The following is a 22,709-nucleotide window of genomic DNA, read 5'->3' as shown; positions in this document are numbered from 1 at the left end:
TTATAAAATTGATAGCACTTTAAGTTTTACAATTTACAATACATAAAATAGTGAATTTATTTCCAATACCCTTCTATCTCTTCAAGTGACTTACCTTTAGTTTCAGGAATAAATTTATAAGTTATAATTACGATAACTAAAATGAAAACTATAAATATAAAGTAAGGCAAAGAGCCATTCCAAGGTGCATTATTATTAGTTTCACTTCCCATAACAACAGGAAAAGATTGTGATACAATATAATTGGCAGCCCATTGTGCTGCAACTGCAACAGACATAGCTACACTTCTTATTTTATTTGGAAACATTTCTGATAATAAAACCCATACTACAGGTCCCATAGACAAAGCAAAAGAAGCGATAAATATTAGTACGCCTATTAATGATAACATTCCAACATTTTGTTGTTGCAGTGTAATACCTAAAAGTAAGAATCCAATTATCATCCCAACAGAACCTATGAAAAGCAAAGGTTTTCTACCAAATTTATCTACAGTAAACATAGCTATAAATGTGAATACCAAATTTACAAAAGCCAATAGTATCTGTTGAGCTAGCACATCTTCTTTTCCAAAACCAAGTGATTTTTCAAAGATATCTGCACCATAATATAGCACTGCATTTATTCCTGTAAATTGTTGTAGCATTGAAAGCACAGTTCCTATTATTATGATAATTAAAACAGCTTTAGAAAAATAGTTAACCTTAGTTCCATCATTATTTTTGTTTATTGAATCTTTAATAAGAATGATTTCTTTAGATGCAATTTTATTACCATTTATTTTTTTTAAAACGGATAAAGCTTCATTGTCTTTTCCTTTTAGTGCCAACCATCTTGGGCTTTTAGGAACAACAAACAGAAGCCCCAAAAATAAAATACTTGGTATTAATTCTGACCAAAACATACGTCTCCAACCAAATTCAATATTCTCAGTTACTGTTAAATTATTTCCAATAAAATAAGTGACTAGAAATACTACAAAAAAGCCAATAACTATTGCTAATTGATAATAAGTAACCATACGTCCTCTAATATTTGAAGGCGCAATTTCTGCAATGTACATTGGTGCATTCATGGATGCAATTCCAATACCTAAGCCACCTAAGATTCTAAAAAACACCAACATACTAACTGATTGTGGAAATATTTCTGGTAATCCTGAACCATATGCTGATAGTGAAAAGAAGATAGCAGAAATAATTAAAGACCATTTTCTGCCTATTTTAATGCTTAAAGGACCAGCAACAATAGCACCTACAAAACAACCTAAAAGAGCACTTCCTACAACCCATCCTTTTAAAGCATCACTTAAGTTAAAATGTTCAGTTAAATAAAATTGAGCTCCATTTATAACACCAGTATCATAGCCAAAGAGTAATCCTCCTAAGGCTGAAACAGCTGCAATTAGCAGTAAATAAGTACCTTTTTTCATTTTTTTATTTTAATTATTTACTATTAAGGATTTATTGATAAACTCTTACATAATCTATTTCCATGGTTGATGTGCTAAAATTAGGATCAATTGTTCCTCCTAAATTACCCCCCATAGCAATATTTAATATTAAAAATTGATTATTGTAAAAAGGCCATGTTGCATCATTTTTAACTGATGGGTTATAAGTGTAATATTCAACATCATCTAATAAAAATGTAATACTATTTTCAGTCCAAATAGCAGAGTAAATATGAAATTCTGTAGTTTCATTAGTGATAGATGTAACTTTATGATTAACAGTGTTTCCAGAACTAGATGTCGTGTGTAAAGCACTAGATATATTTCCTGGATTATTACCAACATACTCCATGATATCAATTTCACCACAAGCAGGCCAACCAACAGAACCAAAATTTGCTCCTAGCATCCAAATAGCAGGCCATACACCACCACCAGCAGGTAATTTTGCACGTACATCAACTCTACCATATGTAAATTCAAATTTACCAGCAGTTAGAAGTCTTGCAGAAGTATACTCTGAACCTTGATAATTCTCTTTTTTTGCCATAATTTTTAATACACCATTTTCTACTATAGCATTATCTAACCTATCTGTATAATATTGAGATTCATTATTTCCCCAACCATTATTACCAGTTCCTGTATTGTAACCCCATTTAGATGAATTTGGGGCTCCATTTGCATCAAACTCATCTTGCCAAATTAACTTTAATTCGGTTTTTACATACACAGTTAAAGAATAATTTACACTAATATTTCCAGCAGAATTATAGGCAGCTACTAGAATATCATAATCATTAGTACCTCCTTGTGTAAAAGTGTAACTAAAAGTGTTTTGAGAAAGTTCTAAAGTTTCATTGTTTATTAAAACTTTGTAAGAAGTTGCGTTTGTAGCTGAAATAGTGAAATTAACTACACCACTTCCATCTCCATTAGGATTATTACCATCAGCACCAACTTTAGCTGCTGATATTGATAAGTTTGTTGGAAGAACTGCTTCTTCAACTTGGTTCTCGCTACTACAAGAATGTAGAGATAATGTCAAGAAAGTTATTAATGTAAAGATTAAATTTTTCATTGTTTTTAATTATTTTGGATAATATTTAAATTAATTAGTCTAGATTAAATTTACTTGAAAGTTTAGTGTCTGAGCTACCTCCAACATAAACATTAAATTCTCCAGGCTCTACTATAAACGCTCCTTTGTTTGTATAAAACCCGAGTTCTTTTTCAGTAAGTGTAAATTCAATTGTTTTGGTTTCTTTAGGAGCTAGTTCTATCATTTCAAAGCCTTTTAATTCTTTAACTGGTCTAGCAACTGAAGCAACTTTATCTTGAATATAAAGTTGTACTACTTCTTTACCCTTTACTTTTCCGGTATTTGTTACATCTACAGTAACATTAATTTCTTTTTCAGGTGCTTTGTTTATATTTAAATTTTTATAAGAAAAAGTAGTATAACTTAAACCATGACCAAATGGGTATAAAGGCGTATTTTCTTCATCTATATAACGTGATTTAAATACTTCTTTTCTTACTTTTATATTTGGTCTACCTGTATTTTTATAATTATAAAAAATAGGAACTTGACCAACACTTCTTGGAAATGTCATAGGTAATTTTCCACTAGGATTGTAATCACCATACAAAACTTGAGCTATTGCATTACCATTTTGTGTACCTAATTGCCATGTTTCAACTATGGCAGGTAAGTTTTCTGCAGCCCAAGTAATAGCTAAAGGTCTTCCATTGGTTAAAACAAGTACAATGTTTTTATTTACTTTAAATACTTCTTCTAATAGTTCCTGTTGAACACCTGGTAAATCAATATTTGTTCTACTTCTTGCTTCACCACTTTGCAAGCCATGTTCTCCTAAAACCATAACTACAACATCTGACCTTCTTGCTAATTTTATTGCTGCTGAAAAACCAGATTTATCTGTTTTGTTAATGTCTAGTTCTTGTGTAAAATGAAGTTTTGAATTTGGTAAGGCTACTTTTGCTCCTTCTGCATAGGTTATTAAATTGCCTTTGTATTGTTTTAATCCTTCTAAAACAGATACAGCAGAACCGTTTTCTCCTGCTAAAACCCAATTGCCTAATGGACTGGTTTTATCATTAGCTAAAGCACCTATAACTGCAATTTTTTGTCCTTGCTTTTTTAAAGGTAAAAGATTGTTTTTGTTTTTAAGAAGTACTATAGATTTTTTAGCAATATCTAAAGCATCTTCATGAAATACCTTTTTACCAATAACATTTTTTTCTGTTTCTTCATTACAATATTTGTAAGGATCATCAAAAAGACCAAGTTCAAATTTAACTCTTAAAATTCTTCTTACAGCATCATCTACAAGACTTTCTTTTACTGTACCTTCTTTAACAAGATTAGCCAATTCTGTTACATAAGCATTAGATTCCATATCCATATCTGATCCTGCTTTTATGGCTAATTCTGCAGCATGTTTATTGTTTTTTGCATAACCATGAGGTATCATTTCTCCAATAGACCCCCAATCTGAAACCATAAAACCGTTAAAATTCCATTCTCCTTTTAACACTTCTCTTTGTAAAAATACGTTACCAGTAGCAGGAATATCATTTAACAAATTAAAAGCATTCATAAATGTTTTTACATCTGCGTCAGTAGCTGCTTTAAATGGAGGGAAAACTAAATTGTATAAGGTAGAAGTACCAATATCTGCGGTATTATATTCACGTCCTGCATTTGGAAAACCATAAGCAGCAAAATGTTTAGCACAAGCTGCAATTGTTTTTGGAGAAGATAAATCATCACCTTGAAAACCTCTAACTCTTGCAATTGCAATTTTAGAACCTAAATAAGGATCTTCACCTGCACCTTCCATAACTCTTCCCCAACGTGCATCTCTAGATATGTCTACCATAGGTGCAAAAGTCCAATTTATACCAGAAGCAGCAGATTCTTCTGCGGCGTTTTGAGCAGATTTTTTTATAGCTTCTAAGTCCCAACTAGCAGATTCTGCTAAAGGAATAGGGCTAATTGTTTTGAAACCATGAATAACATCAAAACCAAAAATTAATGGAATTCCTAATCTAGTTTCTTCTACAGCTATTTTTTGTAGGGCTTTTACCTGTTTTGCTCCTCTTACATTAAGCATTGAACCAACTAATCCTTTTTTTAAGTGTTCATACTTTACAGCTTGATTTCCTGATTCAGGAGTAGGTCCAGTTGCATCCCAAAAACCAGTATATTGGTTCATCTGACCAACTTTCTCTTCTAAAGTCATTAGATTAATAATAGAGTCTATTTCAGTTTTAAAAGATTTTTGGTTAGTAGAATTATTAGTATCTTTTTTTGTTTCTGTTTGACAACTTAAGCAAACAAGTATTAATATATATAAATGTATTTTTATTATTTTTTTCATCACCTAATAATCTGATAATATTTGATTTTAATAAATTATTACTTTTTTAACAGATTGTGAATTATTGCTTTTGATTTGAATAAAAAACAATCCGCGTAATCCATTTACATCAATTTGAGAAGATGTAACGTCTTTATTTATATCCTTTTTTCTAATTAATTTACCAGTTATGTCAAATATTTTGACATTTAAATTTGATGCATTGTTATTTTGTGAAATAACTATTTGATTTGTAGATTTATTATAGATAACGTTTATTTCATTAAATGGATTGTCGTTTAAACTTAAGGTATAAGTACAACCGTTAAAAACATCGAATAATTGTTCTCCAGATGTAGATACTGTAAGGACTCTATCTGTTCCTGTTACTGCACTACAACTTGCTTCTGGTCCAGGTGTTTCATCAGTTCCCCAAGCATTACCATTAAGGTATTTATATTGAAGATTTAAAGCATAATCTGCTGGGGTAGGTAATCTTAATGTTCTGCTATAAATAGTACCAGATACATCCGTTAATTGAAATTTGTTTGGTTGCCAACCTGTAATAGAACCAGCTAAATGAACACCATTATCGCTTACTGTTTCAGAAGCCATATCAACATTATAAGTTAAAGAAAATCCTGTACCATCTGCATTACAACCGTTAAAAGGAACTGCTACTAAATTTACGTCAACTCCAGAATCATTTATATATAATAATCTATTGTTGTCCCAAAGAGCACATGGACTGTCTGGAGATTCTTCTGTTCCCCAAGTTTTTCCATTTAAAAATTTATATTCATACCATCCAGGGTTTAAAGCAATAACAACTGAATAGATATTTGAAGTTCCTTCTTGAGTAAGCATAGTGCTATCTGGAGACCACCCATTTAAAGAACCTGCAATATGAATACCATCAGAGCTAACGACTTCTGATGACATATCTACTTGAATTTTTACATTTACTTGTGAATTTACTTGAAAAGAAACAAGCATTAAAAAGCAAACTATGTTAAAAAGTATTTTGTTTTTCATAATAAAATTGGTTTAAATTAATAATGATTAGATAATTTAGGGGTTATAAGCTTCGTTTTAAATACAATAATTAGTAAACTAAAGTTTGCATTGAATGAGGTAAGATTTTTAAAGTAATTGAACTTTCATTTACCAAAATATTACACTTTATTTTTTCATTTGTTTTATTCATTAATACTGTTACCATAGAACCATCTGTGTTTTTAAAAGATGTACTTTCTATAGTACTTCTACTTGTAGTTGTGCTTATTCTTACAGCTCCTTTTTCTATGAATTTTGAAAAATGACCTATGTAGTAATAAGATGGTGTATATATCAATTCATTTGTTTGGGTATTTGCATGAATTGGAGCAAAACAAAAGTTTTGAACATGGTTTGGACCTCCGTTTTCATTTAATAAAATATTCCAATCTGTCCAACCAACAGTACCACTATTAAAATCATTAATCATAGAGTTTCCATAGCGTTCTGCATTAGACCATCTTTGATATTCGTTAGCGTCAAATTTTTCTTGACAGCCTTCTGTAAATAATAAGTTTTTTGTTGGAAAAGATTCTTTAATATTCTTTAAATTATCATATTTAGGATCACCACCTGTCCAAGTTTCATACCAGTGAAATCCAATTCCCCAAGCATATTTCATAGCTTCTTTATCCTCAAAAATAGTATTTGCTCTGTGTGATATTAAATCTCTGTTATGATCCCAAACTACAATGTTTTTATCAGCAAATCCATTTTTTTCAAAAGTTGGACCTAAATTGTTTTTTAAAAAATCACGTTCTTCTTCTGCTGTATAAATACAAGATTCCCAACGTTGAACCGCCATTGGTTCATTTTGTATGGTTACACCCCAAACAGGAATGCCTTCTTCTTCATAAGCTTTTATAAATTTTACAAAGTAATTTGCCCAAGCTTGGTAATATTTTGGTAATAATTTACCACCTTGTAACATATGATTGTTGCTTTTCATAAATGCAGGAGGGCTCCATGGACTTGCATAAAACACCAAATCTTCTTTGATTAATGCTTGTGCTTTTTTAATTAAAGGAATACGTTTTTGCTTGTCTTTTTCTATAGAAAATGTTTTTAAATCTACATCTCCTTCCTCTATGTAAGTATGACTCCCTAAACCAAAATCGCTACTATGAATACTCGTTCTAATAATGTTGTAGTTAATACCCTCTTCAGAATAATAAGCTTTTAAGAATTCATCTTGTTTGTCTTTACTTAATTTTGAAAACACTTCTGAAGAAGCGTCTGTTATAGCACCTCCAATACCTAAAAATTCTTGAAAACTTTTTTCTGGATTTACAAAAACAGAAACTTCTGTTTCTTTTGGTTGGTTAGACTTTGTAAAAACAATTTCATCTGTAAGCGATAACCTTAGCTCTGTATCTTTAGCAGTAGTATAAATTGCTACTTTTTTGTTTGCAAAAGATTTTGTTGTTTTTTGATTCTTATTTACAACCTCTGTATTATTCTTTTTAGTATTATTACATGAAGTTATTAATAGTAAAAGGGTAATTATTGTAATACTTTTTTTTATCATTTTTATATATTTTATAATTTCCAAACATAAGTACCTACTGCACCAGCTTTAAGAGATGTGGTAATAGGTTGGTCTAATGTTTTTATATTAAAAGATTTATCTACTGATGTGTTGTTAGCAACGATTACTACAATTTCATTATTAGGAGTTTTGAAAGCTACATTAGGTAAATCATTTATATAGTTAGATTTAATTCTTACAGAACCTGGTCTTACTAGTTTTGAAGCATGTGCAATAATATAATAAGCGTCATTTTTTATTACTTCATTACCATTTATAGTTAAGGCACCAAGACATTCTGTACATCCTCCAGGAGTGTGAGGTTCTAATTTAGAGTTTGAAGCTAAATTCCATTCTAAAACTGTTTTACACCAGTTTCTGGTAGCACCAACAATTAACTCTCGAGTATGCCAAATTAAATTATCTTTAAAATTACTATTAGCACCAACCCATTGTTCTGTAAAATATAAATTCTTGTCAGGGAATGTATTGTGAACACTACTAAGGTTATTTATATCTCCATTATAAAGATGAAAAGCAGATCCATCAATATATTTATTTGCTTCAGAATCATTAAAGATGCTTATTGGGTAAGAAGGTCTATCTGCATTATGATCCCAAACTATAATTTTAGTTTTAATACCATTAGCTTCAAAATTTGGACCTAAATGTTTTTTTGTAAATTCTGCCTGATCTTTAGCCTCCATATACATACTTGGGTTGTTACCATCATGTAGAGGTTCATTTTGTATTGTAATTGCATCAATAGAAATACCTTCTAATTGATAGGCTTTTATATATTTAACAAAGTAATTTGCATAAGTTTCATAGTATTCTGGTTTTAAACTTCCTCCAATAGAATTGTTGTTATCTTTCATCCAAATAGGAGCAGACCATGGAGATCCCATTATTTTAATTTCAGGATTTATAGCTAATATTTCTTTTAAGACAGGAATTAAGTTTTCTTTATCTTTATTTATAGAAAATTGAGTTAGGTTAACATCTGTTTGCCCAGGTTGCAAATCATTGTAAGAAAATACTTCAGCATCTAAATCTGAAGCTCCAATACTTATTCTTAAATAACTTACTCCAATACCATCTAAACTAAAAATATCTTTTAATATTTTTGATCTTTCAGTAGATGACATATTGTTAAGGTGTAAAGCGCTACCACCTGTTAATGAAAATCCAAACCCATCAATTTCTTGATATGTAACATCTGGATCTACATTTATAGAAGAATTAATATTTGATACGTAATTAGGGATACTGTTTTCATGAAATTGAAACAATTGAGATTTGTCAGCATTTGTTAAATAAAGATCGACATTACTGTAAGAAATGTTTTCTTCTTTAGTGTTTTGATTTGCATTATCAATAGTAGTGTTTTTAGAACAACTTGATATAAGTAATGATAAAAATAGAGTTGTTAAATATTTCATTTTTATTTTTTTGGTGTATAACTCATAAAGCCCACATCCTAGTAGAATATGGGCTAAATAACCTCAATTCAAAATAATTAAAAAATCACTTAAGTTTTTACTAGTTACTTCCTCGCATTTCAACATTAGAAATGGTAATTCCAGAAGTTTGGTTTCCACCACATTTTATTACTAAATATATTGTTCCTGAAGTATCAAAAGTAACTTCATTACTTCTTGAGTTTGAGTAAGAGTTGTCTACACATCCAACAGAAGAAAGTATTCCGTTAAAAGATCCTGTACCACAGCCACCCCAAGTGTTTAATCCCATAACAACATTGCTTGTATAATCATTTCCTTGAGTAGGAGCAGTAGTACTTGCAAAAACTTCAAACCAAGTTTCATTATTTCCATCACCAGAAACTACCATGTCGATTGTGTATTTTTTATTAGCGATAACTTCAATTGGTTGGTAAATAGCTTGTTGGTTCCAACCACCAGCAACTATTGTAGCGCTACCATCATTAAAAGTCCAATTTGCACCAGAAGCACTAATATTTAAAATTGTCCATTCGTTATGATCGTTAGCATTTTCAAATTTTCCTCCTTTAACAATGTTTCCTGCAATAGGATCTGAAGTAGCTACATTAATGGTTTGTGAAGAAACTGCAGAAGCACCTCCAATTCCTGTTACTTTGTGTTGAACTGTATAAGTTCCTGCATCAGGAAAAAATACTTCTTCTGCATCACCACCAGATATAAATCCGGCACCTTTTCCTAAGTCCCAGCTAGATGAAATGTAACTATTATTGGCATTTAAAGAGTAGGTGTTGTTAGCGTCAGAAACTTCATTTATGGTAAAATCTGCATCTAAGTTGTCTGCAATTAATCCATTACCTTCACCTAATTCATCTGGTTGACAAGATGTAAAAACCAAACCTATTAAAACTAAAGGTAGATACTTAATAATATATTTTAATTTTATATGTAAGTTCATAATAATTTAATTTAAAAGATTAATAATTTGGGTTTTGAACAAGTAAAGTGTTTTCTAATTCAGCTAAAGGAATTGGAAGAATTTCATTTTTTCCTGCAACAAATCCTTTACTAGCTAATGCTGTAGCAGCTTTACCAGTTCTTACTAAATCATACCATCTGTGTCCTTCACCTGCTAATTCTAATCTTCTTTCATTTAAAATTGCATCTAAAGAAACAGGTATAGAAGCTAAACCAACTCTAGCTCTTACAGCATCTAATAATGCTTGTGCACGTGCACCAGTACCACCTAATGCTTCTGCTTCCATTAAATATGTATCTGCTAAACGAATCATGTACGTGTGTTGCTTGTAGTTTAGTACACTTGCACCTCCACCATTAGAAACATCAGATGTTAATGGCATAAACTTTTTAAGATAGTAACCAGTGTGTTGGTAACTTTCATCAAAAGAAACATCACCAGCATCTTTTAGAGCTTGTAGGTCTTCGATTGTATCATCAAACCTTGGGTCTCCTAATAAAGCATCATGTAAATCTTGAGTAATAATATTAAAACCCCAACCTGCAGCATAATCTGGTGCAGAATTATTGTTTCTTATATAACCTCTAGGGCCAACCATAACATTTAAGCTGTTTCCTTCATCTGCACTTCCTCCCCAGAACCACCAGTCTGCATTACTTTGATCTGTATGTGCAATTTCTAAAATTGATTCACTATGGTATTTGTTACTAATTACCCATAAATCAGAATAATTATCTAACAATTTATATCCATAAGAACTTGTAGATCCTGGAGTTCCATTAATTTCTGAAAACTGAGTAGCTGCTTCAGAGTTTTTACCTTGGTATAAATATACTTTACCTAAAATTGCTTTTGCAGCCCCTTTAGTTAATCTACCACCTTCATTAGCAATATCTAGAGAAATTGGTATGTTTGGTATTGCATCTAATAAATCTGTTTCTATTTGTGCGTAAACATCATTAGGATCTGCTTGTTCTATATTATAAATTTCTGATGTTGCTAAAGGAGCAGTTATAAGAGGAATATTTTTAAATAAACGTACTAATTCAAAATAATAAATAGCTCTTAATGCTTTAGCTTCTGCTTCAAATCTAGCTTTAGATGTTGTAGACATATCAATGTCTGGTAATTTTGTTAATAAGATGTTTGCTCTAAAAATACCTTGATAAAAATCATTCCAATAGCTAGTACCTATGTTAGATTCACTAATAGTATAATTAGAAAAAGCTTGTAATTGAGATCCATCTGAAGAGCTACCACCACCTGTGTAATGATCATCTGAACCTGAGTTTAACATTGCAATCATATTTTCAAAACCTCTAGATTGTTTACCAATTACATCGTAAACAGAAACTAGTGCAGAATATGCTTCTGCTTCATTTGTGTAATAGTTTTCTTCTAGAGCAGTTCCTTTAGGATCTACCTCTAAATATTCTTTACTACAAGATATCATGAAGATAAATACAAGAAGTCCAATATTTATATTCTTTATATTTTTTAATTTCATCTTTATAAGTTTTTTAGTTAAAATTGTAAATTAATACCTATTTGATTTGTTTTTGCTTGAGGATAATATCCACGATCAATTCCAAAAATACCACCACCAATTTCTGGGTCATATCCACTATATTTTGTGAAAGTGAATAAATTTTCGGCAGTTAAATAAATTCTTAATTTACTGACACCGTATTTTTGTAATACGTTATTAGGAAGTGTATAACCAACTTGAAGTGTTTTTATTCTGAAATAATCTCCATCTTCTAAGTAAAAATCTGAAGGATTAGAAAAGTTGTTGTTACTATCATTTGTAGTTAATCTTGGAAAAGTGTTTGATGTACCTTCACCAACCCATCTTCCTAGAGCAGATGTTTGATAGTTTGCATTAACTACATCTAACCTTCTTAATCCTTGAAAAATCTTATTACCTGCAGCTCCTTGACCAAATATTAAAAGGTCAAAATTCTTGTAATCTGCATTAAATGTAAAACCATAGGTAAATTTAGGAATTGAACTTCCAAGAAAATCTCTGTCATCAGAATCTATAGTACCATCATCATTTAAGTCTACCCATTTAAAATCACCAGGTTGTGCATTTGGTTGAATTATAGTTCCTGCAGAATTAACATAATTATCTATCTCTGTTTGGTTTTGGAATATTCCATTAGTTTTAAATCCATAGAAAGAATTAACAGTTTGACCAACTTGAGTTCTTGTAATTGGGTAAGTACTAGATTGGATAGATGCTCCACCAGATAAAAAGTCTACACCATTTCCTAAAAAAGTAACTTCATTTTCTAAATAAGATACATTACCATTTATAGAAAAATTAAAGTCATTTATTTTTTTGTTATATCCAATTTCTAAATCAATTCCTTTGTTTTCCATATCTGCAACATTTCCTGTAGGACTTCCAATAGCACCAACATAACCAGGTATTGCAACACTTTGTAAGATACCAGTGGTTTCTTTTTTGTACCAATCAAAAGCAACAGAGATGTTGTCAAATAATCTTGCGTCAAACCCAATGTTTAATTGACTTGTTTCTTCCCATTTTAAATCTGGGTTAGAAGGTGCATTTGGACTGTTACCTATTGTTACAGATCCAGAAGTTCCAATTGTGTAATTTCTTCCACCACCAATTGTAGATAAATATTGAAAATCTCCAATATTATCATTACCGGTAATACCAAAACCACCTCTAAACTTAAGTTGAGTTACAATATCATTATCTACCCAAAAACTTTCTTTTGATGGCACCCAACCAGCAGAAAATGAAGGGAAAAATCCGTATTTATTATTAGAACCAAATCTAGAAGAACCATCTCTTCTTATAATGGCAGTAAATAAATATTTTTCATCAAAATCATACGTTAATCTAGAGAATAATGAAGTAACTCTATGCTCATTTCCTGTAAATGCAGAAGCAGTTATTTGGTCTGTAGGAACACTAAAATTAAATGAGGCATCTTTATAGTTGTCTACAGGAATACCAAAATAAGTAACATTTTCTCCAGTAGTAATATTATCTACATAAACACCTTGACCTAATAATACATTAAAATTATGATTTTTAATTTCTTTAGAATAAGAAATAGTATTTTCTAAATTCCAACCAAATCCTTTATTTCTACCTCTAGAAATGTTGTTTTGTGGTGTAATTGATGCTGCATTTAAATAAGAAACTGGTGTGTAACTGTCATAACCCCAGTAAGCTAATTTAGTACCAACAGAACTTTTAACTTTTAAACCTTCAATAGGTTCAAATTCTAGATAAGCATTTCCAACAATATTATCTGACCAACCATAATTACCAAGAAGAGTTTGTTGATAAGCTAAAGGGTTAGACATTTCTTGTGCAACTAACGTTGAAACTCCATAAGGATTTCCATTTGCATCTTTCCAAATTCCATTATTTGTATATGGGGCTTGATTTGCAAATATAGGGTCTGTTTCTACTAAAGGTGTAATAGGGTCTAAATTAATAGCAGATGATAAAGGTCCTCCAAATTCACTATTTGTGTTACCAATACCAACATTTTTTTCATTTGAATAACCTAATGATTGTCCAAAAGTTAATTTTTCAGAAATTTTATGGGTAGAATTTAAACGAATATTTTTTCTAGTGTAATTAGATATATCACTCATTACTATACCTTCTTGATCAAGATAACCAAATGAAACAAAAAACTTTGAGATATCATTACCTCCATTAAAGCTAATTTCATGGCTAATTCTTTTGGCGCTATTATTAAAAATAGCAGATTGCCAATCTGTACCTTCTCCTAAAGATTGAGGATTAGAAAATAGAATGTTACCACCACCTGCTACAGATTTTTCATTTAATAATGTAGCATATTCGCTAGCGTTTAAAAGGTCTAATTTTCTAGCAGCTGAAGAAATACCAGTGTAACCATTATAATTTACGCTAATTTTACCAGATTTCCCTTTTTTAGTGGTAATTAAAATTACACCAGCAGCAGATCTAGCACCATAAATTGCTTGAGAAGCAGCATCTTTTAATACTTCTACAGAAGCAATATCAGATTGATTTAAAAAACCAATTCCTCCAGAATCAACTACAATTCCATCAACAACCCAAAGAGGTTCATTGTTACCTAATGTAGTAATACCTCTTACTCTTACTGTAGATGAAGATCCTGGTTGTCCTGAATTTGCTGCAATTGTAATACCAGAGATTCTACCTTGTAAAGTTTGTTCAACTCTTGTTATTGGTAAGTCTTCAAGGTCACTTTGTTTTACACCAGAGATTGCACCAGTAATTACACTTTTTTTCTGTGTACCATACCCAACAACTACTATTTCATCTAATTGATTGTCTGGTACTAAAGTTACTGTTAATTTGGTTTCTGTACCTACTAATACGTTTTGAGAAGCATAACCAAGATAGCTAAAAGATAAAATATCTCCTTTATTAGCTGTAATTGTAAATTTTCCATCAAAATCTGTAGATGTTCCTTTAGTGGTGTTTTTTATAATGATATTAACACCAGGAACAGGTCCACCTGTTTCGTCTAAAACATTACCTCTTATAGTAATTTCTTGTGCTAATGATACCCAAGTTGTAATAAGAGATAAAATAAAAAATAGTTTAAGGTTTAAATAATCTTTTCTCATGTTTAAGTTTAATTTAGTTTTTTTTCAAATTTATATTTAGATAATTTCTAAATGATTTTTTGAATTATTTGACAAATTAAACGAAGAGCTGTCTATAGTACAATAGAAAGTATCTTTAAAGTAGATTTTGAATTATTTATAATGTTGTAAAAGTCACATTATTAGTTGTTTGTGTGTTTTTTGTTTATTTAAAAAAGTAGTGTATTTGTAATGTTTAGGTAGGTTAAAAAGTTAATATAAGTTATGTTTAGGTTAATTTATAACATATAATTATGTGAAAAAGAAGAATTAACTACTTAATTTTTTTAACCATTTCTTCGAACTCATCCCTATTAATAGCGATGTTTCTAACTTTAACTCTATAGTTATATATTGTATTTACAGAGTACCTTAAAATTTTAGAAATTTTCGAACTGTTTGAAATTCCTAACCTAATTAAAGCAAAAATTCTTAGTTCTACTGTTAAAGAATCATCGTCTTTTACTAAAATTCTTTCTTCTTCTTTTAAAAGGTCATTAAAATTTTCAATAAAGTTTGGATAGATATGTAAAAATGATTTGTCAAAATTTTCATAGAATATCTTTAATTCACTTTCAATTATTTTTTTAGATTTACTAAGTTCAAGTAGATCTTTTGTTTTATTTGTAATTATATACTTGCTAACGGTTTTTCTGTATACATCTAGTTTATCTATATATTCAGAATACAAGTTTAAGAACGTACCTATATATTGTTCTTTAATTGCATCTACAGATGAAAGTTCTTCATACAATCGCTTTAAATCATTATTTGTAAAACTCAATTTTTCATTTAAATCTTTTAACTTTAGATTGGCAGTTTTTAAGTATTCTTTCCCTTGGTTAATTTTTTTATTTTGTTTAATGATAAAAAATATAGCAACCATTAATATTAGTGATAATAAACTAATAAAAATTAATTGTTTTTTAAGTTTGTTAGTTTGCTTACGGTTTTTTGTCTCATAAGATTTTGAGATAACTGGTAAAACATTAGATATGTCTAAAAACCTTAATTTTGAATTGTAGAATTTTGCATCTTCAAAAGAAAAATTAATATACTTATGAGCTCTATCTACATTACCTTCTCCAAAAAAGATTACAGCTAAATTTGCCAAAGAAGCATTATCTTTTATAGATGCTTGTATATCAGAAATAGCTGATAAAATTAGAAATTTCTTTTGATTTAAATTATTTCCATCAACTTCAGCACTCATGTAAGATCTATTAAAAGTTACTAAAGCATATTCTCTAGTACCCATTTTAGCTAATGATAATCTTTTAGCGTTTACTTTTAAAGCTTCAATTGTATTGCCTTCATCTCTAAAATTTTGTTCACTAGTTGATAAATATAATTTTGAGTTTTTATTAAGATTAGCTATTTGAATGTTAAGAGAATCTTTGTAAGTTAAATAGAGTTTGTTATACTTTTCAGTAATATTTTTTACTCTTGAAATTGTTCTTAGTTCAGAGTAACATCTTTTAAAAATATTAAAATACTCATTAAGCAATTCTTTAGATAAATTTGATGAATTTATTTCTTCTAATAAATTTATAGATTCGTCATATCTACCAGAAGTAGCTAAAAGTTTAGCGAGTCTTAAAGTAGATTCTTTAATAAAAAAATCATTACCAATTTTTTTTGCCAAAGCTAAATTCTCTTCAATATAAAATAGTGAAGAGTTAAAACTAAAATATTCATATTCAGCTATAAGTTTATTAGTGATAAAATATTTGTTTTCAGGAGATATAACTTTCTCAGATAAAAGGCTTTTTAAACTTTTTATGCGTAGTTCTTTAGCTTCTTGATAAGCTGTTTTTTTAGACATCTCTTCTTCAAGTTGTAAAATTAAATCATCAAGATTATTCTGAGAACTTAAAGGAGAAATAATAAAAATAAGTAGAAATGTTAGAAGTATTTTTGACATCATTATTATTTATTTTTTAAAACTAAATAAAATTTTATGAATAACTAAATAGAATTTATAATTTTTAAAATTTTGTAAAATAAATTATTTCATTTTTAAGTTCTTATTAAAAATTCAACGTTAAAGAATGTCTAAAAAAGACAAAACCTTGTAAATTTTAAATTTACAAGGTTTTTTTATTTAGTCGGGGTGGCAGGATTCGAACCTGCGACCTCCTCGTCCCAAACGAGGCGCGATGACCGGGCTACGCTACACCCCGAAATTAGTCATCAATTTTAGGACTGCAAATATAGAATAATATTTATATATTGTATTAGTTTTTTTAATTAAATTATTTTAAAAATGAAACACTATTTTCCTTCAATATTTCTAGTTGTTTTAATGTCTTTTTCTGCATTTTCTCAAAAAAGTGAATACGAATTAATTGTACCAAATCTTAATAATCCTTGGGGTTTTACTTTTTTACCTGATAATTCAATTTTAATTACTGAGAAAGAAGGAAAATTAATACACTTTAAAAATGGGAAAAAAATAGAAATTTCTGAAGTACCAGAAATATATTTAAGAGGTCAAGGTGGGTTTTTAGATATTGAATTGCATCCAAATTATAAGAAAAATGGATGGATTTATATGACTTATTCTTCATCAAAAGGAAAAGGTAGAGGAGGAAACACTACTTTAATGAGAGCTCGTTTAAAGGGATCTCAATTAATTAATCAAGAAGTTTTATACAAAGCAATCCCTAATACATCAAAAAGTTATCATTTTGGTTCTAGAATTGCTTTTGATACTGAAAACCATGTATATTTTAGTGTAGGTGATAGAGGTAATAGAGATGAAAACCCTCAAGATATTACTAAAGATGGAGGTAAAATCTATAGGTTGAATGACGATGGTTCCATACCAAAAGATAATCCTTTTGTAAAATCTAAGAATGCAAAAAAAGCAATTTATAGTTATGGGCATAGAAACCCACAGGGAATGGAAATTAACCCTTTTACAAATGAAATTTGGTCTCATGAGCATGGTCCAAAAGGTGGAGATGAGATAAACATTATTAAAAAAGGCAAAAATTATGGTTGGCCAAAAGCAAGTTTTGGTGTTAACTATAGTGGAACAAAATTTACAGATAAAACATCAATTCCTGGTATGGAAAATCCAATTCATTATTGGACACCATCAATAGCTCCTAGTGGAATGGCATTTATCAATAGTGATAAATACGGAAAATGGAAAGGAAATCTTTTAGTAGGTTCTTTAAAATTTCAATATTTAAGTAGGTGTATTTTAAAAGGAAATAAAGTTTTTAAAGAAGTTAAATTACTTAAAAATATTGGAAGAGTTCGTTCTGTAGAGCAAGGTTTAGACGGTTTTATTTATGTTGGAGTAGAGCATTTAGGTATCGTAAAACTACTTCCTAAGAAATAAATAACTCAATTAATAAATACCTTTCAGTTTTTCAATTTTGTATCTCTATTTTTTCATTATTAAAACTTATAAACAATCGTATTTTTAAGAAGTAAAAAATAATATTTTTGCTTTAACAACTTTAGAGATAAAAAAATGTCAGATACAATAGAAAAAATTAAATGCTTAATTATTGGTTCAGGTCCTGCAGGCTATACAGCAGCAATTTATGCAGCAAGAGCAGATATGAAACCAGTTATGTATACAGGTATGCAAATGGGAGGTCAATTAACAACAACAACAGAAGTTGATAATTTTCCAGGTTATGCAGAAGGAACAGATGGAACAGCAATGATGGAAGACTTAAAAAAGCAAGCAGAACGTTTTGGTACAGAAGTACGTTTTGGTTTGGTAACAAAAGTTGATTTAAGTGAAGAAGTTGGGGGAGTTCATAAAATTATTGTAGATGAATCTAAAGAGATAGAAGCAGAAACAGTAATTATTTCTACTGGAGCAACTGCAAAATATTTAGGTTTAGAAAGCGAACAACGATTAATTGGTGGAGGTGTATCTGCATGTGCAACTTGTGATGGTTTTTTCTATAAAGGGCAAGATGTTGTGGTTGTAGGAGCTGGAGATACTGCTGCTGAAGAAGCAACTTATTTGGCTAATATTTGTAATAAAGTTACAATGTTAGTTCGTAAAGATTTTATGAGGGCTTCTAAAGCAATGCAACATCGTGTAAATAAAACTGAAAATATAGAGGTGTTATATAACACTGAAATTGACGAGGTTATAGGAGATAATGTTGTTGAAGGTGTTAGAGCTATTAATAATCAAACAAAAGAAACTACAGATATTTCTGTAACAGGAGTATTTATTGCTATTGGACATAAACCAAATTCAGACTTATTTAAAGGAGTTTTAGATATGGATGAAACAGGTTATTTAATTACAAAAGGAAAATCTACTAAAACTAATTTACCAGGAGTGTTTGCTGCAGGTGATATACAAGATAAAGAATATAGACAAGCAGTAACTGCAGCAGGAACAGGTTGTATGGCTGCTTTAGATGCTGAAAGGTATTTAGGAGCTTTAGAATAAAAGGCATTAAAAATTAAATAAAAAAAGAGATTACGTAAGTAATCTCTTTTTTTATTTAGAGTTCTGCTTTTAAACAGTAACAGAAGCTTTCATAGATTTTCTATAAATAAACTTATTAAAAATATTTCGTTTTCCAAAGTTGTTCATTGACTTTGCATTGATAAATTTTCCAAAAAGTATTTTGTTTACTCCAAAATATTCATATTTGTTTCCATCTGTAAAAGTAACTTCTAAAAGCATGCTTTTATGATGCCAATCTGCAACTTGAAACTCAGTAATAGTTTTCTTATAAGCTTCTAAGTTTGCTTCTTTGGTTTCTGGAGCAATACTTACTAAAAAATGGTAACCGTCAATTATTTGAGTACTTTTTTCTTCTGCTAAATCTTTTTCTTCTTGATCTTGAAACTTATCTGGATGCCACTCTTTTACTAAACCTCTATATTTTTTCTTAAGGTCTTTTAATTCAATTGGTCCTTCTACTTCAAAAAGTTTTTTATATTCTTTAATACGTTTCATTAATGGTGGTTTTTTTTAGTGCGTGCAAAAGTATTGATAATAAATAGATTATCTATAAAAAAGAAATTAAGTTTTAGCAAATAAAAAACCATCATAATAATGATGGTTTTAAACAAACAACTAACTATAACTTAAAACTATATGTCTTAAATTAAATTTATTTTTGATAGTCAGTTGAGCAAGATGAAGAACAATACTTCAGCAAGCTCAATTTGACATCAAGAGTATTTTAGAAACAGTATTTATTTTCTGCTTTTACTTTTTCTGCAATTTCGTTACGTAAATCTACAATATCTGGGTAGTTTGTGTATTTAGTAAAACGTTTTAAGCCCATTAACATCATACGTTGTTCATCACCTTCAGCAAAAGAAATAATACTTTCTTTACCTTTTTCTTCTATGATGTCAACTGCATGATATAAGTATAATTTAGACATTGCAATTTGAACAGATTGAGATTCTTCACCAAAACGTTTTGCATTTTTCTCAGTTCTTAAAATTGCAGATTCTGCCATGTATATTTCAATTAAAATATCTGAAGCAGCAATTAATAATTGTTGATGTTTTTCAATCTCTGGACCGTATTTTTGCAATGCAGCACCAGCAACCATTAAAAATGTCTTTTTTAATTTAGCAATCATTACTTTTTCTTCTGAAAATAATTCAGAAAAATCTGGAGTTTCAAAAGAAGGAATACCCATTAAACTTTCAGCAACTTCTGTTGCAGGTCCTAATAAGTCAACATGACCTTTCATGGCTTTTTTAATTAACATTCCTACTGAAAGCATTCTGTTAATTTCGTTTGTACCTTCGTAAATACGAGCAATTCTTGCATCTCTCCAAGCAGATTCCATTGGAGTTTCTTCAGAGAATCCCATTCCACCAAAAATTTGTATTCCTTCATCTGCACAATTTTGCACATCTTCAGAAACAGCAACTTTTAAAATAGAACATTCTATAGCATATTCTTCTACACCTTTTAATTCTGCTTCTTGATGAGAGTTTCCTGCTTCTTGTCTTAAAGCAATTCTATCTTCAATATTTTTAGAAGCTCTATATGTTGCAGATTCACCAACATAAGTATTGGTAGCCATTTCTGCTAATTTTACTTTAATAGCACCAAAGTCTGCAATTGGAGTTTTAAATTGTTTACGTTCATTAGCGTAATTTACAGCATGAGTAACAATTCTTCTTTGTGAATCTAAACAAGCTGCAGCTAATTTAATACGTCCCACATTTAAAGCGTTCATTGCAATTTTAAACCCTTCTCCACGTCCAGCTAACATGTTTTCTACAGGAACAACAGTGTCATTAAAAAACACTTGTCTTGTAGAAGATGCTCTAATTCCTAATTTGTGTTCTTCTTCCCCTAAAGTAATACCATTTGGATTTTCTCCATCATATTCTACGATAAAACCAGTAATGTTTTTATCATTTTCTATTCGAGCAAAAACAATCATTAATCGACAAAAACCTGCGTTAGAAATCCACATTTTTTGTCCGTTAATTTTATATGATTTTCCATCTTCAGATAAAACAGCTGTTGTTTTTCCTGAGTTAGCATCAGATCCAGCACCTGGTTCTGTTAAACAGTAAGCGCCAAACCACTCACCAGTAGCTAATTTTGGTACATATTTTTGTTTTTGTTCTTCTGTACCATATAATGTAATTGGCATTGTACCAATTCCTGTATGAGCACCAAAAGCAGTACTAAAAGATCCTGTACCAGAAGAAATATAATCGCAAGTTAAAACTGTAGAAACAAATCCCATTCCTAAACCTGCATAAGCATCAGGTACAGCAACACCTAAAAAACCTAATTCACCAGCTTTACGCATTACTTCTTCTGTAAGTGCATAATCTTTAGCTTCAAAACGAGCTTTATGAGGAATGATTTCTCTATCATTAAATTCCATCACAGCTTCTTTCATCATCTGTTGTTCTTCAGAAAAATCTTCTGGAGTAAATACATCTTCACAGTTCGTTTCTTTTACAAGGAATTGACCTCCTCTTAATAAATCTGCCATTTTTTTTGATTTTTTAATTTTGTTATTAACTTAAGAATTCGAAAACACCTGCAGCACCTTGTCCTGTACCTACACACATTGTTACCATTCCGTATTTATTTTTTAGATTGCGTTTACGCATTTCATCAAATAATTGTACAGATAGTTTTGCTCCTGTACAACCTAAAGGATGACCTAATGCAATGGCTCCACCATTTACATTTACTATATCTTGATTTAAATCTAACTCACGCATAACTGCTAAAGATTGAGAAGCAAAAGCTTCGTTTAACTCTATTAGATCTATATCATTTTGTTGTAAACCTGCTTGTTTTAAAACTTTAGGAATTGCAGCAACAGGACCAATTCCCATTATTCTTGGTTCTACACCAGCTGCTGCATAGTTTACAACTCTTGCAATTGGTTCAAGATTTAATTCTTTTACCATATCTTCACTCATAACCATAACAAAAGCTGCACCATCACTCATTTGCGATGAATTACCCGCAGTTACACTTCCTCCAGCTGCAAATACTGGTCTTAGTTTATTTAATATTGCAGTAGAAGTTCCTTTTCTAGGTCCTTCATCTTTAGTTACTGTATATTTTTTAGTTGCTTTTTTACCATTTTCATCTAAATAAGTTTGTTCAACTTCAATAGGAACAATTTGATCTTGAAAACGATTTTCAGCTTGAGCTTTTAAAGCCTTCATATGAGAATTGAAAGCAAATTCATCTTGATCTTCTCTAGACACTTTAAATTGATTTGCAACTGCTTCTGCAGTATTTCCCATTCCCCAATAATAATCTGCATGACCAGATTTAATGGTATCGTAATTTAATTCTGGTTTAAAACCTGTCATAGGAACTGAACTCATACTTTCTGATCCACCTGCTATGATACAATCTGCCATTCCAGAACTAATTTTTGCTGCAGCCATTGCAATTGTTTCTAATCCAGAAGAACAAAATCTGTTAACTGTAACACCTGGAACATCTACAGAATTTAATCCTATTAAAGAAATAAAACGTGCCATATTTAATCCTTGAGATCCTTCTGGCATTGCGTTACCAACAATTACATCATCTATACGTTTTACGTCTAAATTTGGTAATTCTTTCATCATGTGTTGGATTGTTTCTGCACCCAACTCGTCTGCACGTTTAAAACGAAAAACACCTTTAGGAGCTTTTGCAACTGCAGTTCTATATGCTTTTACTATATATGCTGTTTTCAT

At 30.1% G+C, this 22,709-nt stretch carries 15 protein-coding genes and 1 tRNA gene; 2 read left to right on the top strand and 14 right to left on the bottom strand.

What is annotated here, in order from left to right; all coding sequences use genetic code 11:
• Positions 1–56: 56 nt before the first annotated feature.
• The 11 genes from MPF13_RS13490 to MPF13_RS13440 all read right to left on the bottom strand — a co-directional run bounded on the left by MPF13_RS13490 (position 57) and on the right by MPF13_RS13440 (position 16,699).
• Entirely contained in the window at positions 57–1,433 is a 1,377-nt protein-coding gene (locus tag MPF13_RS13490; RefSeq protein WP_249983286.1) for a sugar porter family MFS transporter, read from the bottom strand.
• Between the two features lie 31 nt (positions 1,434–1,464).
• Positions 1,465–2,535: a glycoside hydrolase family 16 protein gene (locus tag MPF13_RS13485; protein WP_249983285.1), complete on the bottom strand. Its 1,071-nt coding sequence runs from the start codon at positions 2,533–2,535 to the stop codon at positions 1,465–1,467.
• A gap of 34 nt (positions 2,536–2,569) precedes the next feature.
• On the bottom strand, positions 2,570–4,861 hold the full coding sequence (gene bglX, locus MPF13_RS13480; protein WP_249983284.1) for a beta-glucosidase BglX: 2,292 nt from the start codon (positions 4,859–4,861) through the stop codon (positions 2,570–2,572).
• Between the two features lie 27 nt (positions 4,862–4,888).
• Positions 4,889–5,875, bottom strand: a complete 987-nt coding sequence (locus MPF13_RS13475; protein ID WP_249983283.1) for a T9SS type A sorting domain-containing protein — start codon at positions 5,873–5,875, stop codon at positions 4,889–4,891.
• Between the two features lie 70 nt (positions 5,876–5,945).
• A complete protein-coding gene (locus MPF13_RS13470; RefSeq protein WP_249983282.1) occupies positions 5,946–7,424 on the bottom strand; it encodes a glycoside hydrolase family 30 protein in 1,479 nt (492 codons plus the stop codon).
• Between the two features lie 11 nt (positions 7,425–7,435).
• The gene (locus MPF13_RS13465) at positions 7,436–8,866 is read right to left on the bottom strand and encodes a glycoside hydrolase family 30 protein (RefSeq protein WP_249983281.1); all 1,431 of its coding nucleotides are present in this window, start codon (positions 8,864–8,866) and stop codon (positions 7,436–7,438) included.
• Between the two features lie 100 nt (positions 8,867–8,966).
• Positions 8,967–9,842: a PKD domain-containing protein gene (locus MPF13_RS13460; protein WP_249983280.1), complete on the bottom strand. Its 876-nt coding sequence runs from the start codon at positions 9,840–9,842 to the stop codon at positions 8,967–8,969.
• Positions 9,843–9,861: 19 nt separating this feature from the next.
• Positions 9,862–11,370, bottom strand: a complete 1,509-nt coding sequence (locus tag MPF13_RS13455; RefSeq protein ID WP_249983279.1) for a RagB/SusD family nutrient uptake outer membrane protein — start codon at positions 11,368–11,370, stop codon at positions 9,862–9,864.
• Between the two features lie 17 nt (positions 11,371–11,387).
• Positions 11,388–14,498, bottom strand: coding sequence for a SusC/RagA family TonB-linked outer membrane protein (locus MPF13_RS13450; RefSeq protein WP_249983278.1), 3,111 nt, complete (start codon positions 14,496–14,498; stop codon positions 11,388–11,390).
• Between the two features lie 292 nt (positions 14,499–14,790).
• Entirely contained in the window at positions 14,791–16,440 is a 1,650-nt protein-coding gene (gene susR / locus MPF13_RS13445; RefSeq protein WP_249983277.1) for a SusR family glycan utilization regulator, read from the bottom strand.
• A 184-nt stretch (positions 16,441–16,624) separates the two neighbouring features.
• Positions 16,625–16,699 (bottom strand) — tRNA-Pro (locus MPF13_RS13440).
• An 83-nt stretch (positions 16,700–16,782) separates the two neighbouring features.
• On the opposite strand from MPF13_RS13440, the gene MPF13_RS13435 reads away from it, so the two are divergent.
• A complete protein-coding gene (locus tag MPF13_RS13435) occupies positions 16,783–17,868 on the top strand; it encodes a PQQ-dependent sugar dehydrogenase (protein ID WP_249983276.1) in 1,086 nt (361 codons plus the stop codon).
• A gap of 135 nt (positions 17,869–18,003) precedes the next feature.
• Complete coding sequence (gene trxB / locus MPF13_RS13430; protein ID WP_249983275.1) at positions 18,004–18,951, top strand: thioredoxin-disulfide reductase; 948 nt, start codon at positions 18,004–18,006, stop codon at positions 18,949–18,951.
• A 69-nt stretch (positions 18,952–19,020) separates the two neighbouring features.
• On the opposite strand, the gene MPF13_RS13425 is transcribed toward trxB, so the two are convergent.
• The 3 genes from MPF13_RS13425 to MPF13_RS13415 all read right to left on the bottom strand — a co-directional run bounded on the left by MPF13_RS13425 (position 19,021) and on the right by MPF13_RS13415 (position 22,709).
• Positions 19,021–19,467 carry a KTSC domain-containing protein gene (locus tag MPF13_RS13425; protein ID WP_249983274.1) on the bottom strand — a complete coding sequence of 149 codons (447 nt, stop codon included), beginning with the start codon at positions 19,465–19,467 and terminating at the stop codon, positions 19,021–19,023.
• A 229-nt stretch (positions 19,468–19,696) separates the two neighbouring features.
• Positions 19,697–21,493 carry an acyl-CoA dehydrogenase FadE gene (locus tag MPF13_RS13420; RefSeq protein WP_249983273.1) on the bottom strand — a complete coding sequence of 599 codons (1,797 nt, stop codon included), beginning with the start codon at positions 21,491–21,493 and terminating at the stop codon, positions 19,697–19,699.
• Between the two features lie 25 nt (positions 21,494–21,518).
• Positions 21,519–22,709, bottom strand: a complete 1,191-nt coding sequence (locus MPF13_RS13415) for an acetyl-CoA C-acyltransferase (RefSeq protein ID WP_249983272.1) — start codon at positions 22,707–22,709, stop codon at positions 21,519–21,521.

Source organism: Polaribacter sp. Z022 (assembly GCF_023555495.1).
Classification (GTDB): domain Bacteria; phylum Bacteroidota; class Bacteroidia; order Flavobacteriales; family Flavobacteriaceae; genus Polaribacter.
The sequence above is the reverse complement of the archived record's forward strand: the minus strand, read 5'-3'. Positions and strand labels throughout refer to the sequence as shown.

What these genes read in the sequence shown, in the direction of transcription:
- MPF13_RS13490 (WP_249983286.1), bottom strand. Translation starts at nt 1,433, where the DNA reads ATGAAAAAAGGTACTTATTTACTGCTAATTGCAGCTGTTTCAGCCTTA.
- MPF13_RS13485 (WP_249983285.1), bottom strand. Translation starts at nt 2,535, where the DNA reads ATGAAAAATTTAATCTTTACATTAATAACTTTCTTGACATTATCTCTA.
- bglX (WP_249983284.1), bottom strand. Translation starts at nt 4,861, where the DNA reads ATGAAAAAAATAATAAAAATACATTTATATATATTAATACTTGTTTGC.
- MPF13_RS13475 (WP_249983283.1), bottom strand. Translation starts at nt 5,875, where the DNA reads ATGAAAAACAAAATACTTTTTAACATAGTTTGCTTTTTAATGCTTGTT.
- MPF13_RS13470 (WP_249983282.1), bottom strand. Translation starts at nt 7,424, where the DNA reads ATGATAAAAAAAAGTATTACAATAATTACCCTTTTACTATTAATAACT.
- MPF13_RS13465 (WP_249983281.1), bottom strand. Translation starts at nt 8,866, where the DNA reads ATGAAATATTTAACAACTCTATTTTTATCATTACTTATATCAAGTTGT.
- MPF13_RS13460 (WP_249983280.1), bottom strand. Translation starts at nt 9,842, where the DNA reads ATGAACTTACATATAAAATTAAAATATATTATTAAGTATCTACCTTTA.
- MPF13_RS13455 (WP_249983279.1), bottom strand. Translation starts at nt 11,370, where the DNA reads ATGAAATTAAAAAATATAAAGAATATAAATATTGGACTTCTTGTATTT.
- MPF13_RS13450 (WP_249983278.1), bottom strand. Translation starts at nt 14,498, where the DNA reads ATGAGAAAAGATTATTTAAACCTTAAACTATTTTTTATTTTATCTCTT.
- susR (WP_249983277.1), bottom strand. Translation starts at nt 16,440, where the DNA reads ATGTCAAAAATACTTCTAACATTTCTACTTATTTTTATTATTTCTCCT.
- MPF13_RS13435 (WP_249983276.1), top strand. Translation starts at nt 16,783, where the DNA reads ATGAAACACTATTTTCCTTCAATATTTCTAGTTGTTTTAATGTCTTTT.
- trxB (WP_249983275.1), top strand. Translation starts at nt 18,004, where the DNA reads ATGTCAGATACAATAGAAAAAATTAAATGCTTAATTATTGGTTCAGGT.
- MPF13_RS13425 (WP_249983274.1), bottom strand. Translation starts at nt 19,467, where the DNA reads ATGAAACGTATTAAAGAATATAAAAAACTTTTTGAAGTAGAAGGACCA.
- MPF13_RS13420 (WP_249983273.1), bottom strand. Translation starts at nt 21,493, where the DNA reads ATGGCAGATTTATTAAGAGGAGGTCAATTCCTTGTAAAAGAAACGAAC.
- MPF13_RS13415 (WP_249983272.1), bottom strand. Translation starts at nt 22,709, where the DNA reads ATGAAAACAGCATATATAGTAAAAGCATATAGAACTGCAGTTGCAAAA.